Source organism: Sphingobium sp., assembly GCF_048594625.1.
Classification (GTDB): Bacteria; Pseudomonadota; Alphaproteobacteria; order Sphingomonadales; family Sphingomonadaceae; genus Sphingobium.
Genome location: NZ_JBMDWL010000059.1, coordinates 13,296 through 28,518, shown reverse-complemented (window position 1 = coordinate 28,518; position 15,223 = coordinate 13,296). Strand labels below are relative to the sequence as shown.

At 63.6% G+C, this 15,223-nt stretch carries 12 protein-coding genes; 8 read left to right on the top strand and 4 right to left on the bottom strand.

The genetic code is table 11. The annotated features are described in order from the left end of the window. Positions 1–148 precede the first annotated feature (148 nt). From ACOJSJ_RS07375 to speD, 8 genes are read left to right on the top strand one after another with little or no spacing between them, the layout of a single operon-like run. Positions 149–1,150: an SPFH domain-containing protein gene (locus ACOJSJ_RS07375; protein WP_420144338.1), complete on the top strand. Its 1,002-nt coding sequence runs from the start codon at positions 149–151 to the stop codon at positions 1,148–1,150. Positions 1,151–1,159: 9 nt separating this feature from the next. Beyond that, the gene (locus tag ACOJSJ_RS07370) at positions 1,160–1,831 is read left to right on the top strand and encodes a DUF4178 domain-containing protein (protein WP_420144337.1); all 672 of its coding nucleotides are present in this window, start codon (positions 1,160–1,162) and stop codon (positions 1,829–1,831) included. Continuing rightward, positions 1,821–3,161 carry a DUF4178 domain-containing protein gene (locus tag ACOJSJ_RS07365; RefSeq protein WP_420144336.1) on the top strand — a complete coding sequence of 447 codons (1,341 nt, stop codon included), beginning with the start codon at positions 1,821–1,823 and terminating at the stop codon, positions 3,159–3,161. Before ACOJSJ_RS07370 ends, ACOJSJ_RS07365 begins: the two co-directional genes overlap by 11 nt. Beyond that, positions 3,158–3,304, top strand: coding sequence for a hypothetical protein (locus tag ACOJSJ_RS07360; RefSeq protein ID WP_420144335.1), 147 nt, complete (start codon positions 3,158–3,160; stop codon positions 3,302–3,304). The genes ACOJSJ_RS07365 and ACOJSJ_RS07360 overlap by 4 nt, the downstream gene beginning before the upstream one ends. 10 nt (positions 3,305–3,314) lie before the next feature. Next, positions 3,315–3,527 (top strand): DUF350 domain-containing protein, encoded by a 213-nt coding sequence (locus ACOJSJ_RS07355; RefSeq protein WP_420144334.1) that lies wholly within the window; start codon positions 3,315–3,317, stop codon positions 3,525–3,527. After that, positions 3,520–5,058: a polyamine aminopropyltransferase gene (locus ACOJSJ_RS07350; RefSeq protein WP_420144333.1), complete on the top strand. Its 1,539-nt coding sequence runs from the start codon at positions 3,520–3,522 to the stop codon at positions 5,056–5,058. The genes ACOJSJ_RS07355 and ACOJSJ_RS07350 overlap by 8 nt, the downstream gene beginning before the upstream one ends. Further along, positions 5,048–6,643 carry a flavin monoamine oxidase family protein gene (locus ACOJSJ_RS07345; RefSeq protein WP_420144332.1) on the top strand — a complete coding sequence of 532 codons (1,596 nt, stop codon included), beginning with the start codon at positions 5,048–5,050 and terminating at the stop codon, positions 6,641–6,643. The genes ACOJSJ_RS07350 and ACOJSJ_RS07345 overlap by 11 nt, the downstream gene beginning before the upstream one ends. Beyond that, the gene (gene speD, locus ACOJSJ_RS07340; RefSeq protein WP_420144331.1) at positions 6,640–6,999 is read left to right on the top strand and encodes an adenosylmethionine decarboxylase; all 360 of its coding nucleotides are present in this window, start codon (positions 6,640–6,642) and stop codon (positions 6,997–6,999) included. Before ACOJSJ_RS07345 ends, speD begins: the two co-directional genes overlap by 4 nt. A 6-nt stretch (positions 7,000–7,005) precedes the next feature. Here the strand turns inward: speD and ACOJSJ_RS07335 are convergent, their stop codons facing one another. From ACOJSJ_RS07335 to ACOJSJ_RS07320, 4 genes are all read right to left on the bottom strand, one after another. Next, entirely contained in the window at positions 7,006–8,562 is a 1,557-nt protein-coding gene (locus ACOJSJ_RS07335; protein WP_420144330.1) for a right-handed parallel beta-helix repeat-containing protein, read from the bottom strand. A gap of 172 nt (positions 8,563–8,734) precedes the next feature. Continuing rightward, positions 8,735–10,381, bottom strand: coding sequence for an alkaline phosphatase D family protein (locus tag ACOJSJ_RS07330; RefSeq protein WP_420144329.1), 1,647 nt, complete (start codon positions 10,379–10,381; stop codon positions 8,735–8,737). A gap of 23 nt (positions 10,382–10,404) precedes the next feature. Then, positions 10,405–12,750 carry a TonB-dependent receptor gene (locus ACOJSJ_RS07325; RefSeq protein ID WP_420144328.1) on the bottom strand — a complete coding sequence of 782 codons (2,346 nt, stop codon included), beginning with the start codon at positions 12,748–12,750 and terminating at the stop codon, positions 10,405–10,407. 148 nt (positions 12,751–12,898) lie between these two features. Continuing rightward, a complete protein-coding gene (locus ACOJSJ_RS07320; RefSeq protein ID WP_420144372.1) occupies positions 12,899–15,154 on the bottom strand; it encodes a TonB-dependent receptor in 2,256 nt (751 codons plus the stop codon). Positions 15,155–15,223 lie beyond the last annotated feature (69 nt).

Here is a 15,223-nt window from a genome sequence, read left to right as displayed (position 1 = left end):
TGGCCGGACTGGAGATATGGATAATCGATAGACCTCTATTTGCAACGTGGTTTCAACATGCGGTCCAATTTGATTATATTGCCGTTTCGATTTCGCTTGTCCCCCTGCCCCGCCATCCTAGAATGGTGGAGCAGCACAGGGGAGTGACATGGGCATATTGGACTTTCTTTCGAAACAGTTTGTCGACGTCATCGATTGGGTCGAGGAATCGGGGCAGTTGGGCTGGCGCGTGCCGCTGGCCGATCGGGAAATCCAGAATGGCGCGCAGCTGACCGTGCGCGAAGGACAGGTCGCCGCCTTCTTCAACGAAGGGCGCATCGCCGACATGTTCGGCCCCGGCCTCTACACGCTCGACACGTCTACCCTGCCGCTGCTGACCGCGATCATGAACTGGGACAAGGGGTTCAAATCGCCCTTCAAGTCGGACGTCCTGTTCTTCTCCGAAAAAGAGCAGATTGGCCTCAAATGGGGCACGGCGCAGCCGGTGACGTTGCGCGACCCTGAACTCGGGCCGCTGCGCGTGCGCGCATTTGGCAGCTACAGCTTCCGGATAAAGGATGTCGCCCCCTTCGCTTCCCGCATCATGGGGACACTGGGTGAAGTGAAGGTGAGCGATGTCGAACCGCAACTGCGCACCGCGATCCAGACCGCGCTGGCGACCGGCGTTGCAGGGGGCGGCACCGCCTTCCTTGACCTTGCCGCCAGCCAGAGCGCGCTGTCCGACGCGCTGAAGGCGGCGGTGGCCCCGGCCTTCGCGCAATGGGGGCTGTCGGTCGAAAGCTTTTTCGTCGAAAGCCTGTCGCTGCCCGAAGAAGTGCAGAAGCATCTGGACAAGGCGAGTTCCATGCGCGTGCTGGGCGACCTTGACCGTTATGCGAAATTTCAGGCGGCCGAAGCGATCGAGACGGCAGCGGCGCAGTCGGGCGGCGTTGCCGGGATCGGCGCGGGCGCGGCGGCGGGCCTTGCCATCGGGCAGGCGATGTCGGGCGCGCTGGGCGGTGGTACGGGCAGCGGTACGGGCGCGCCATCTGCGCCTGCCGAAGACCCCTTTGCCCTGATCGAACGATTGCACAAGCTGCTGGAAATGGGCGCGCTGACGCAGGCGGAATTCGATGCGAAGAAGGCGGAACTGCTGGGCCGCATCCGTTAAGGCCGGTTCATGCAGTCCGTCGCCTGTCCCACCTGCGGCGCGGAAGTCGCCTTCCGTTCGCCTGCCCTGCCCGTCCGGGTGTGCGATTATTGCCGCACGCTCGTGGTCCGTTACAGCCAGAGCGCGCAGGCCATGGGGGAGGCCGCGGTGCTGCCCTTCGACGTCAGCCCCATTCAGATCGGGACGCAGGGCCATTGTTTCGATCAGGGTTTCACCATCATCGGCCGTGTGCGCTGGGCATGGGAGGATGGCGCCTGGAACGAATGGCTGATGTTGCTGGACGATGGCAGCCATGGGTGGCTGGGCGAAGCGATGGGGCAGTTCATGGCGCTGCGCGAAGTGGAACTGAAAGGTTCGCTGGCGCAGATGATCCGCCGACTGATGGAGGATGGCACGGCCGTGCCGGGCCAGCGGGGCAGCATCGCCGGGCAGGAATATGAAGTGGCGGACATCCGCACCGTCACCTGCATCGGATGCGAAGGCGAACTGCCCTTTACCGCGCCCGCCGGGTGGGAAGCGCTGAGCGTCGATTTCCGCAACGCGGACGGCCGCTGCGCATCCTTTCAGAAGGACCGGCACGGCCCGTCGCTCTATGTCGGCCATCATGTGACGCTGGCCGCCATGCAGCCGCGCCACCTGCGCGCCATATCCGGCTGGAGCCTGCCTGCCCATGTCGCCTGACGACGGCAGCGTCCGCACGATCGCCTGCCCGGCCTGTGGCGGCACCATCGCCATGCGCGCGGCGGGCTATACCGTCACGCTCGCCTGCGAATATTGCGGCACGCTGATCGACGCGGCGCATCCCGATGCGCGCATCATCACCCGCTACCATGACATGCAGGCGACGCTCGCCATTCCGTTGGGCACGCGCGGCACGCTGCGGGGCGTGGAATGGGAAGCGATCGGATGGATGCAGCGGACCGACGGCTGGGCCGACTGGGAAGAATTTCTGCTGTTCAATCCCTATGCGGGCTATCGCTGGCTGATCGCGCAGAACGGGCAATGGAGCTTTGGCCGGATGCTGACCGCCGTGCCGCAACGGCGCGGCAGCGACATGATCGTGGACGGGCGGCTGTTCAGCCGATTCTACCATGGCAATGTGGCGCGGGTCACACGGGTTGCGGGCGAATTTTACTGGCGGGTGAAGATCGGTGAGGAAGTGCGGACCAGCGATTATGTCCGCCCCGGCCACATGCTCAGCCTGGAACATGACGATCGGGAAAAGAACTGGACCGTCGGCGAATTGTTGAGCGGACAGGAGATATGCGCCGCCTTTGCCGTGGCGTCGCCGCCCATGTGGTTGCCGGGCATTACGCCGCTGGCGCATCAGCCATCGCCCTTTGCCCGGCGGCTCAAGGGATGGGGGCCGGTGGCGATCTTGTCCTTCATCGCATTGCTGGCGATGCTGGTGATTTTCGGGCGGACGATGCAGCCGCAGGGCTTTGCCATGACGGTGACGCCCGACGGCCCCGCCATATCGCAGACCTTCGGGCCGATCGTCCTGCCCATGGCGCGACAGGCGATGACGGTGGAGGTGACGACACCCGGCGTCGAACAGGGCTGGGTCGACGTCGATGTCTCCTTCGTCGATCGCAGCACGCAGGACAGCTATGACGCCTATGCGCTCAACGAACGCTATTCGGGCCGGGATTCGGACGGCTACTGGTCGGAAGGATCGCGGTCGCAGACGCTGAAAGTCGCCAGCCTGCCCGCGGGCACCTATGATCTGGTCATCGATGCACAGGCGCATCACTGGGGCGGCGGCAGCGGCACGAGCAGCTGGAGCTGGGATCAGTCGGCCAGCAGCGACCGGCAACCGGTCGAACTGAACCTGACCGTAGCGCGCGGCGCGCAGTTCGCATCGAATTTCTGGATGGCGGCCATATTGATCCTTGTGCCGCCGCTGTTGATGCTGATCCTACACATCATGTTCGAAAATGCGCGGCTGGTGCAAAAGGATGATGCCGCCGCCGATGCCGACGACTGGCTGAAAGGCATGGAAACGCCATGAGCCGCAGCAGTTTTCTCTATGCGCTCTGGTGCCTGGGCGTGATCGGCCTGTATCTCGCCGCCGCATCGCAGGGCTATTCCCCATTTGCCGACGGTGCGCGTGTCGCGGGCGCCTATCGCGCCGCCGGTCCCACCCATAAATAAGGAGACGCTCATGCTCATCTCGCTTCCCACGCTGGTCAATTCGCTGGTCTATGCCGGGGTCGGCATCGTCGTCTTCGTCGTCGGCTTCGTCATTCTGGACCTGCTGACGCCGGGCAGCCTGTGGCAGGAAATCCGCGACAAGCAGAATGTGGCCGTCGCGCAGTTTGCGGGCGCCATCGCCATCGCGCTGGGGATCATCGTCGCCGCCGCCATTCATGGCTGATACGCCCCCGTTTCCCGCCGAGCGCAGGCGCGCCGCGCTGGTCGGGTTGCTGCTGGCCAGCGTCTTTGCGGTCGCGACCTGTGGCCTTATCTACGAACTGCTGGCCGGGACCATCGCCAGTTACCTGCTGGGCGACAGCGTCACGCAATTTTCGACCGTCATCGGCACCTATCTGTTCGCGATGGGCGTGGGCAGCTGGTGTTCGCGCTATGTGAAGCGTGACGAATTGCGGCTGTTCATCCGGGTGGAGATACTGGTCGCGCTGCTGGGCGGGTGGTCGGCGGCGGGGCTGTTCATGCTGTTCCCGCTGGTCGAACAGTTCCGTCCGATCCTGTACCTGCTGGTGTTCGTCATCGGCTTTCTCGTCGGCCTCGAAATCCCGTTGCTGATGCGCATCCTGCGCGACCGGTTCGATTTCAGCGAAACGGTATCGAATGTGCTGACGTTCGATTATGTCGGCGCGCTGGCGGCGTCGCTGCTGTTCCCGCTGTTACTGGTGCCGCATCTGGGCCTCATTCGCACGGGACTGATGTTCGGGCTGCTCAATGTCGGCGTCGCGCTGCTGCTTTTGCTGCTGGTTCCCGCGCGGGCGAAGCTGATGCGGGAGAGGTTTCTGGCGATCGCGGTGATGGCCAGCCTGATCGCGGGCTTCGTGATGGCCGATCATATCCAGCGCTGGTCGGAAATCGCCGCCTATGGCGAACGGGTCATCTATGCGACGTCCAGCCCCTATCAGCGGCTGGTGCTGACCCGGCATGACGACGACGTCCGCCTGTACCTGAACGGCAATCTGCAATTTTCGTCGCGCGACGAATATCGATACCATGAAGCGCTGGTCCATCCGGCCATGGGGCGGGTGGCCCACCCGGCGAATATCCTGATCCTGGGCGGCGGCGACGGTCTGGCCGCGCGCGAAGTGTTCCGCCATCGCCAGGTACGCAGCGTGACGCTGGTCGATCTCGACCCGTCGATGACCGGATTGTTCAGCCAGACCGGATTGCTGAAATCGCTGAACCACGGCGCGCTGACCGACCCGCGCATGCATATCGTCAATGCCGACGCATTCCGCTGGGTGCGCGAAAACAGGGCGCAGTTCGACGTCATCATAGTCGATTTCCCCGATCCGGTCGATTTTTCGGTGGGCAAACTCTATACCGAAAGCTTCTATCGCATGCTGCGCCCGCATCTGGCGCCCGGCGGCATGGCGGTGATCCAGAGCACGTCGCCGCTGGTCGCCCCGGCCGCTTTCTGGACCGTGGCGCAGACGCTGGAGGCGGCGGGCTTCGCCACCCGGCCCTATCATGTCTATGTGCCCAGCTTTGGCGAATGGGGCTTCATTCTGGCGGGCGTCCGCGATCCGGGCAACGCCGCGCGACTGTTGCCCGACAACCGTTTCCTGTCGGACGCCACCGCGCGGCAGGCGCAATATTTCCCGCCCGACATGGCGCGGCGCCCCGTACCGGTGAACCGGCTGGACAATCAGGCGCTGGTGCGCAGCTTTGCCGAGGAATGGGCGCGCTATGAGGGCTGACCGGCGCAGCCTGATCAAGGGCGGGATGGCGGCGGCGGGCATGCTGGCCTTGCCGGGATGCGAAACCGCGCCATCGGGCGGCAGCGGCGGGGCGGACATGGCGCTGGGTCATCGGCTGCGCGACGGATCTTTCCCCGAACCGGTGCGGGAAGAATATGTGCCCATCCTGATCGCGGGCGGCGGCGTTGCGGGCCTGTCCGCCGCATGGCGGCTGCGCGAAGCGGGGCATGACGATTTCCGCCTGATCGAAATGGAAGGCGAAACCGGCGGCAATGCGCGCAGCGGCCGCAACGCCGTGTCCGCCTATCCGCTGGGCGCCCATTATCTGCCTGTCCCCAATGAAGAGGCGCGCGGGTTGCGCCATATGTTGCGGCAACTGGGCATGATCGTGGGGGATCGCGACGGCAGGCCGGTCTATGATCCGCTGCAACTGTGCGCCGACCTGGCCGAACGGCTGTTATGGCAGGGCAAATGGCAGGAAGGGCTGGTGCCCAAGACCGGCCTGTCGGCGAAGGACAAGGCGGATCTGGCCGCGTTCGACCGGGCCATGGCCGATTTTTCCCACCGCCGCGATGCGCAGGGGCGCCCCGCCTTCGCCATTCCGATCGCCTATAGCGCGCGCGACGCCGACCTGCTGGCGCTTGACCGGATCGATTTCGCGCAATGGCTGGACCAGCGGGGCTGGACATCGCCGGTGCTGCGCGCACATGTCCGCTATGCCTGCCGCGACGATTATGGGACGGAACCGGGCGACGTATCCGCATGGGCGGGCATCCATTATTTCGCCAGCCGCAGGGGCTTTGCCGCCGATGGCGCGGGCGACAATGAACTGACATGGCCGCAGGGCAACGGGCGGCTGACGACGCTGATGGCGGAACGGCTGCGCGGGCGCATCGCCACGGGGCAGGTTGCCTATCGCGCGCGGCAGGATGGCGATGGCGCGACCGTCGACATTTTCGACACGGCGAAAGGGCACAGCATCCGCTATCGCGCCGATGCCGTCATCATGGCCATGCCCCACTTCATCGCGGGTCGCCTGCTGGGGCAAAGCGTCGGTACGGATCACAGCTATGCCCCCTGGCTGATCGCCAACGTCACGGTCGATCGCGTGCCGGGCGGCAAGGGCAGCGCATTGGCGTGGGACAATGTTTCGGCGACCAGCGCGTCGCTGGGCTATGTCGTCGCCACCCATCAAAGCGCGTCACGCGAAGGGCCAAGCGTGCTGACATGGTATATGGCGCTGTCCGACATGCCGCCCGCATCCGCCCGACGCCTGCTGATCGAACGATCGGACGCGGACTGGCGGCGCATCGTGCGCGACGACATGCTGACCATGAACCCCGATCTGGACGGCGCGATCCGATCCATCGACCTGTGGAAATGGGGGCATGCGATGATCCGCCCGACGCCGGGCTTCATCTGGGACGTTGCGGCGCGACAGCGCGCGGCGGTGCGCCCGCCCTTCTTCCGCGCTCATTCCGACATGAGCGGCCTGTCGCTGTTCGAGGAAGCCCATTATCAGGGGATGGCAGCGGCCGAAGCCGCGCTGTCCAGCATCGGCCATGATTTCGAGACTCTGTTATGACCCCGCCCATAACCTATGACGGTCGCCATCTGCTGGCCGATCTTTACGGCTGTCCGCTGCTGGGCGACGCGGCGCTGATCGAGCGCGCCCTGCGCGACGCGGCGGACAGGGCGGGCGCGACGATCATCGGACTGCACCTGCATCATTTCGGCGAAGGCCATGGCGTGACCGGCGTAGCCCTGCTGGCGGAATCGCACATGTCGATCCATACATGGCCCGAACATGGCTATGCCGCGATCGACATATTCCTGTGCGGCGCGCGCCACGATCCGGATGCCGCGCTGCAAAGCCTGTCGGATCATCTGGCCCCCACGCGCATCGTCCGGCACCTGATCCGCCGGGGCGAAGCGCCATGATGCCTGTCAGCGTCGGGTATCGAAGATCGAAACCCGCTTTGGTTTCTTGAGCGCCACCTTCGCCTGCAATTCGCGTTCCAGCATCGTCATCATCCATACCCGGTGGCGGATGATGAAATCGGTAAAGCCGTCCGCGCGCGACGGATCGAAGGTCGGCACCTGCCAGTCGGCGCGCTGTTCGACATAGGGCCGCATGACCTGCCCCGCCGCATCCTGTGGCGGGTCGATATGGCGGCCGAAATAGCTGTTGCCGCGAAAACGGAGCGACTGGACCTGCGCAAAGCCCGGCTGGATCAGATAATCGGGACCGTTGCGCCCGACTTCGCTGCCATATCGGGCCGTTCCCGCCACCTTGAAGATATTGTCGTTGAAGCGCACGTCGCGCGCCCAGCCGTCCCATTGGGTGGCGACCACCATCTGGACGTCCAGCGCCTTGCCCACATGGATGACGTTGCGCTCCACTTCGGCGTCGGACACATTGCCCGACAGCTGGAATATCCGCGTACCGTCATTGCGGCTGACGTTGAAGCGCGCCGCCGTACCGCGATTGCCCAGATTTTCGGTTTCATTATGGCGCGGCGAACAGATCAGCAGGAACCCGCCCGCATTGTCGTGGCTGTAATTATAGACGATGGTCGTGCGGCGCGAATTGAAATCGGAATCGAACCCCTGCCCGTCATAACGGGTCCGGGTATAGGCGGCCTCATTCAGCTGGATCAGGCTGTTGTCGGTGCTCCATTGCCAGATGCTCGCATTATAGCCGGGCGCGCGGCTGCCCGCATAACGCACGATATTATGCTCGATCAGCGCCCCGTCGGTGCCACGCGGCACGATGCCGTCCCCGCCGACATCCTCCAGATAATTGTCGCGGATGATCACTTCGTCGCTAGGAAACCAGTTGAGCGCGGTCACCCGGTCACTGATCCCCGCAATGCCCGACCGGTCGACCCGCCACACGATATTGCGTTCGATGCGCAGGTCATGAAAGCGGGTAGCAAGCCGCTTGCCGACCGCCTGAAAGACGATGCCGCCATTATCCTTGCGATCGTTGATGCCGCGCACATCGTGGATATACATGTCGGTCACGCGAATGCCGCGCGTCACGCCGCGATCCTGCGCTGAAATCAGTACGCCGAAACGCTGCGCGGCGACCGGCGCGTCGTTGGTGACTTCCAGACCGCTGATGCTGACATATTCGGCGTTGATGATCGCCACGCCATGGGGCGACACCCCGCCCGCATCGATCCGCGGTCGCGGGCCGATGCCGGTCACCGCGACGGTGATCGGTGCGTCCGCCTTGCCCGACCGGCTGATGGTCAATGGTTCCTTCCATACCGATCCCGCCGCCAGCAATATCCGGTCGCCGGGCTGAAGCGGCGCATCCTTCAGCCGGGCGAGCGATTTCCACGACTGCGCTTCCGCCGTTCCGCTGGCGCGATCATTGCCGGTGACGGCGTTGACATAATAGGTCGCGGCATGGGCCATGGCAGCGAGCGACGACAGGCCGGTCAGCAGCGCCGCCGCGATGCGGGTCGATAACAGCACGGTCGAAATGTCTCCCATTCATCAGCGATGCGCCCCTTCCGATGGCGGCGCGCAAAGGTCAACAGGGGGAGGTGAGACAACGAGTGACACAGTTCAAACGATAGGACGGTTTTTGATTAGTTAGCTCAGTAATTATATGAAGGGACAACCGCCGCATCCCTTTCATGTCGGGATGCGGCGGCTGAATGGGTCAGGCGTCCTGCAACAGCTTCGCGCGGCGCTGCACCGTCATGCGATGCGATCCCGACAACGCGGTCGTGCGGGTGCGGATGTCCCGCATGAAATGCCATGTGCCCGCCACCTGCTGCGGCGTGACGTCCAGCGAGACATAGCCGCGCTGGCTGGTGTCGCAAAAGGCCATGCCCGGATTGACGTCGCGCAGCGCTTTGGCGAGGTCGGCGGGCGGCACGCCCTTGGCATAGGCTTCAAAGCCCGGCGATGTGACGCTGTGCCCGGCGAACTCGACGCCCACCCGGTCCTTGACGCCGCCCTGCCCCGGGCCGCGTTCGCCCAGATTATAGCCCCATGCATTGTGGCTGTCGCCCGACAGCACGACAAGGTCGGCGTCCGCCGCGAGCGCCGCGTCGTACAGCCGATTGCGCGCAGCGGGATAACCGTCCCAGCTGTCCATATTATAGGGCAGCCCCGCCTGCGACGCAGCGACCGCCCCGGCCAGCGTTTTCCGCACCATTTCGGGCGCATTGGACGGCACCCATTGCGCAGCGTTCAGCGGGAAACGGCCATAGCCCATGATCACCTGCTGCGCGAGGATCTGCCACGCCGTGCCGGACTTCTTCGACTGGGCGAAACCGTCATAGAGCCATTTTTCCTGATCCGCGCCCATCAGGGTGCGATCCTTGTCGCTCCATGCGCCATCGCGGAAATCGGTCAGCGCCTTGGCCAGATCGCCGCGACCGGCGACGGCTTCGCCGACGTTCAGCTGCTTGTTGCGGGCGGTGATGCGGGTTTCGGGACGGAAGATGGTGGCCAGCGTGCCGATCTGAAAACTGTCATAGGCCGCGTCCGACACCGGCATCCATTCGCGATAGACGCGCTGCGCTATGCTTTTGCGCACCGACCATGCGCCTTCCCTGTCGGGCGAATGATTTTCCGCGCCGTCGATATAGGCGTCGTTGACCAGTTCATGATCGTCCCACTGGGCAATCATCGGGAAGGCCGCGTGCAGCGCCTGAAGATCGGGGTCGAGGCGATAGGAGGCATAGCGCAGCCGATAATCGGCCAGCGTCACCATCTCGTTCGCCGGTTCGATGACGCGGCCGGGCACGGTTTCTTCAAGGGTCGGGTAATGGCCGCGATCATATTCGTAGAGATAATCGCCGCAATGGATGACGAGATCGATGTCGTTGCGCGCGGCGGCATGGCCATAGGCGTTGAACCAGCCGAAGGGCATGTTGGAGCAGGAGAAGAGGCCGATGCCAAAGCGCGATACGTCGCCCTGCGGCAATGTGCGTGTGCGGCCAGGGCGGCTGACCCGGCCGTCGGGCGCGATGAAGCGGTAGAAATACCATGCGCCGGGCTGAAGGCCGGTAACGGTGATCTTCGCGGTGTGGTCCGCATCCGCGCGGGCGGTGACTTCGCCGCCCGACACGACCTTCGTAAAGGCGGCGTCGGTGGCGACTTCGGCGCGCAGCTTGCTGTCACCCGACCCGACATAACGGGTCCATAGCAGCACGGAGTTGAGGCCCGGTTCGCCGCTCGCCACGCCATGGGTAAAGCCCCGGCCGCCCAGTATCTGGGCCGCGCCGGGAATGGACAGGGCGCCAAGGCCCAGCATGCTGGCCTTGATCAGCAGGCGGCGGTCTATGGTGACGCTCATGACTGTCTCCTTCGCTGTGCGGTTCAGAAACGACCGGTCAGCTGCACGCCATAAAAGCGCGGCTCTGCCGGAATGAAGGTCGGGATGCCGAAGCCGCCGCCGGTATTGCCTGCGTCGAGCAGGTAGTTCTTGTTGGTGGCGTTGCGCATGAAGGCGGAGATTTCGTAGCGATCCTCCGCAAAGCTCACGCCCGCGCGGGCGTTGACCAGCAGCACGCCGCCCTGGCTGATCGCTTCGGTATTGGGCACTTCGAAATAGATCTTGCTGCGATAGGTGATGCTGGGCGTCGCAAAGAAGCGGGCGCCGTTGCCCAGCGGCGCGTCGATGGTGAAGCCTGCCGCCGCCTGGAATTTGGGTTGCAGACGGAACTGGTCGCCTGCGAAGCGGCCATTGGCGTCCTTGTTGTCGATGCCGCCGTCGATATAGCCGCCATTGGCGAAGATGTTGAGCCAGCTGGTCGGCTGAACCATCACTTCCGCTTCGACGCCCAGATTGCTGGCGGTGCCCGCGCTCATGGTGCGGGCGACGCCGTCGGTGCCGACAACGCTCACCTGGAAATTGTCGTATTTCTGATAATAGACGCCCAGCGATCCGGAAAAGATGCCGCTATTGCCCTTCAGGCCGACTTCATAGTTCCAGACATTTTCTTCGGCGACCTGATTGATCCGCGCGGTGCCGCCCGCGCCCGCATCCAGATTGACGGTGGGCGAACGACGGCCCTTCGACACGGTGGCAAAGCCGTTCAGGTTCGGCGAGAAGCGATAGAGGATGTTGAAGCGCGGCAGGAAGGCGATGAAGCTGTCTTCGGCGCGCAGCACGCGACCGCCGGTATTGACCTGGCCCGGCACCAGCGAGGTGGCGAGCGACGGCAGCGCCGCCAGCAGCTGCGCGCGCAGGGCAGCGGGCAGCAATGCCGGCAGGCGCGGCACCTGCACATCGGTGACATAGCCCGACCGGCGCTTTTCGATGAGGGCGCGGATGCCCGCAGTCAGTTCCAGCGACGGGCTGGCGATCCAGGTGCCGTCGGCGAACATCGAATAGCTGTCATTCTTGCCCTGATTTTCGAAGACCGAGGCATAGGGGATCTGGGTCAGCGCCCCGCCGGTGATCAGCGCGGTCGCCTGCGCCGCCGTCACCACGCCCGCCGCATTGATGCAGCCAAGGCCGGGGATAGCCCCGGTCAGACACTGGATGAACGTGCCTTCTTCGCTTGAGAAGGGAACGCGCTGATGGTTCTTTTCACGGAACATGTTCCAGCCGAACGACCCGCGAAAATGGTCACCGGCATAGGAAAAGCGGGTTTCATGGCTCGCCTGCCATCCGACGGCTTCTTCACCAAATTCCAGATACCATGCGGCGGAACCGTCGGCGTCGAACACTTCATTGCTGTCGAATTTGCGATAGCCATTGACCATCGTCAGCGTCCAGTCGTCCATGATCTCCCACGAGAAGGTCAGGTTCGCGTCATAGACGTCGCGGTGGAGGCCCAGCTTCCCGTCATTGCCCAGTATCGAAGCGGCCAGCGGCGAACCGCTGAGATTGGCCGAGCCGAAGGGATTGCCCGGCCCTTCCGACGTCGGCAGGGCTTTCGAGATGAAAGGCGTGCCCGAATTGCGCTGACGGTCGTAGGTGAGGATGAGGTCGGCGGTGAATTTTTCGGTCGGCGTCAGGCGCAGCGACCCGCGCACGCCCAGCTGGTCGCGGGCATAAAGATCGTCCTGCGTGGCGGACAGGTTCTTCACATATCCGTCGCGCTTCTTCCACGCAAAGGCGATGCGCCCGGCGACCTTGTCCGACCCGCCATTGACGAAGCCGCTGAGCAGTTTGGAATCGTAATTGCCATAGCCCGCCGTCAGTTCGGCTGAAAAGCCGGGCTTTGGCCGGGCGGAAATCATGCTGATCGCGCCGACGGCCGACGCGGTGCCGAACAGGGTCGCCTGCGGCCCCTTGATCACCTCGATCCGTTCCATGTCGTAGATGTCCTGATAGGAACCACGCGAGCGGGAAATGTCGACGCCGTTATAATAGAGGGTGACGCGGGGCGCCTGCTGCGCCGATCCGCTGTCCGACGTGATGCCGCGAATGACGATGCCGGGATTGTTGGCGCTCTGTTCCTGAATGTTGAGGCCGGGGATATAGTTGGATAGTTCGTCGAGGTCGGACACGCCGATCTCTTCCATCCGCTTGCCGCTGACCGCCGAAATGGTGATCGGCACATCCATCGCGCGCTGTTCGATCTTTTGCGCGGTGACGATGATTTCCTCACCCTTGCCCGCGACGTCGACGTCAGGCGCGCCCGTCTGGGCATGAACCGGCATGGCAACGCCGCCGGCGAGCAGGATGGAAAGCAGTCTGGTGCGATATGTCATGTGGCGAACCCCCGAAAATTGGATGGATCGCCGCTGCCCAACGGATGTGACGCGCTGGAGGCCGGGTCATGACAGAGAAATGAAAATTAGGATATTCCAATGTCATAAAGGCGCGACCCGGATGACGGGCCGCGCCTTTATGTTAAGGTCATAGCTTGCCGCTCAGCGACACGCCGATGATGCGCGGTTCGTTGAACACGGGCGCCATGTAATTTTCGATCACGCCCTTCATATTCTTCTCACCCGTGATGTTGCGGGCGAATGCGGCGATTTCATATTTGCCGTCCGGCGCCGTGTAGCCGATCTTCAGGCCGCCTTCGAAATCGCCCTTCGAATAGAACTCCTTCGTGCGGTACAGGACGAAATTGGTATAGCCCTGAATGTTCCAGTCGGTCGACGCGAACAGCTTGCCGCCATTGCCCAGCGGCACGTCGTAACGGGCCGCGATGTTGGCGGTATATTTCGGCGCGTTGGGCAACGGATTGCCATCGATCTGGGCAAAGACGCCGCGCGGGTTCGTCACGGTCGGATCCTGCACGGTGCACACCACCACACCGTTCAGCGTGCAGACCTGCGCATAGACATTGCTGTCGTCGATTTCGCTGTGCAGCAGGCTGAGACCCGCCGACACCGTGAAATTCTCGAACGGGCGGGCTTGCAGTTCCGCTTCCAGACCATAGGCCTTGGCCGCATCGGCGTTGAACAACACGCCATTGCCGTTGACGTCGTTGCCGTTCAGCTGAATGTCCTTCACCTTCCAGGCGAAGCCCGACAGGTTGAACCGCAGGCGGTTGCCCAGCAGGTTCGTCTTGATCCCGCCTTCGTACGACATGATCGTTTCCGAATCCGCCGTGGTGAAATCGCTGTTGAACACGGCCGAACGGCCCTGAATGGTCGGGCCACGGAAGCCGCGCGCGATGCGAGCATAGAGGCTGACTTCCGGGGTCACTTCATAAAGGGCGCTGACGTCCCAGCTGGGTTCCTTGCCCGTCAGCTTGACGTAGCGACGACCGGCATAGGTCGAAACGCCCGCCGCATTGGCGGTCGCGCGGACCAGACGGGTTTCCTTCATGTCCTTGGTATAGCGGCCACCGGCCGTGATGGTGAAACCGGGCACGACTTCATAGCTTGCCTGACCAAACAGGCCCCAGCTTTCATTCTTGTTGCGCAGCCGCACCCAGTTGTTGGGGTTGTTCGCCGCGCCGGTCAGGAAATAGGCGCGCTGATAGAAATCGGTGGTGTCGCGGCTGTCGAAATACATGCCGCCAACCTGCCATTTGAAGGCGCCATCGCCATTGCTGGCCAGACGGACTTCCTGGCTGAGCTGGTCGAGATCGCGGACATTGCCCTGGCTCTGGCCGAACCCATTGGCGACACCGTTCACCGGATAGTCGGCGCCCGCGCCGCCATCCGTGTCGCCACGGCTGTAACCGCTGGTGGTTTCATAGGCGGTGATCGACGTCAGCGTCACCGGCCCCATGTCGATCGCGATATTTTCCGACGCGCCATAGGTCTTGTACGCCTGCGGATTGTTCATCGCTTCGTCCAGCGCGATCTTCGAACGGGGTTCGCCCGCCACGCTGTTGCTGCCCTTGATCAGGCCGCCGCGGTGGAAGATGGTCGACGTCCCGTCATAATCGCGCGCGTGGAAACTGGTCAGCATCGACACATTTTCGGTCGGCGTCATCAACAGCTGAACGCGCACGTCCTTTTCATTATAGCCGCCCATCGCGTCCTTCTTGGGCGACATGGTGCCGTCGGCGCTGGGGCCGGTATATGTATTGTCGACCCAGTCGTCGCGATGCTGATAGAGCGCCGACACGCGGAAGGCGAGCTTGTCCGCCACGATCGGGCCGCCGATGCCGCCGTCGAAGGTAACGGTGTTATAGCTGCCATAGCTGGCCTGCGCCCGGCCTTCCCATTCCATCGACGGACGGATCGTGTCGAACTTGATGATGCCTGCCGTGGTGTTGCGGCCGAACAGCGACCCCTGCGGGCCGCGCAGCACTTCCACCTGATTGACGTCGAACACCGGGTTCGATTTCAGCACGACATGTTCAAGGACGACATCGTCCTGAATGATCGACACCGGCTGCGACGCGCCAAGGTAGAAGTCGATATTGCCAAGGCCGCGAATGTAGAAACGCGGGAAGATGCGGCCGGTCGTGGTTTCGGCATACAGACCCGGCACGCGCGCGGCGAGTTCAAGGATGTCCCCGCCACCGGCGGTCAGGTTGCGCAGCGCATCGCCCTGCACCACGCCGACCGACACCGGCACCTTCTGCAGATTTTCCGACCGGCGTTCGGCGGTGACGACGATTTCGTCCAGCTGATCGGCGCTGGCGGCTTCCTGTGCGTGGGCGACATGCGCCATGGTCAGGGCGCCTAGCGCGGCGGTCAGCATCAGCGCGGACCGGTTGAAGATGATGTTGGACAAAGTCGTACCCCATGATTTTGGTTGGAAGGCTGCGTC